Annotated in this window: 1 protein-coding gene; it reads right to left on the bottom strand. The window is 66.4% G+C overall.

Going from position 1 to position 387, the window contains the following annotated elements:
- Positions 1-368 (bottom strand): head maturation protease, ClpP-related (locus AC3XQU_RS23170; protein ID WP_489876505.1); only part of this gene is annotated, 368 nt, incomplete at its 3' end.
- Positions 369-387: the final 19 nt, after the last annotated feature.

Raw genomic sequence — 387 nt, 5'->3', positions numbered from 1 at the left:
CGGTTGGTGGCGTCGGGGTCAGCCTCATCGCCGGCGTCCACGCGGTCCGCGAGGCCCGCGGTGACTGCTTCCTCGGCCGTGTACCAGGTCTCGGCCAGCATTGCCTCGCGCCATTCGTCGGCTGTGCCTCCGGCGCGTTCGGCGTAGATGCCGGCGATGGTGCCGGATATTCGGTCCAGGATCTGGGCAGTGTCGGCCATGTCCTTGGCGTTGCCCCAGCAGATGGCGCTGGCATCATGGATCATGAGCTCGGTGTTCTTGCCCATGACCACCTCGTCGGCCGCCTGGATGATGAACGACGCTGCCGAAGCTGCCAAGCCGTCCACCGTCGCGACGATGTTGGCCGGGTGACGGCGCAGTGCGTTCATGATTGCCACGCCGTCATAG

Source organism: Telluria sp. AZSoR62 (assembly GCF_058111565.1).
This window is presented reverse-complemented; position numbering and strand designations above follow the sequence as displayed.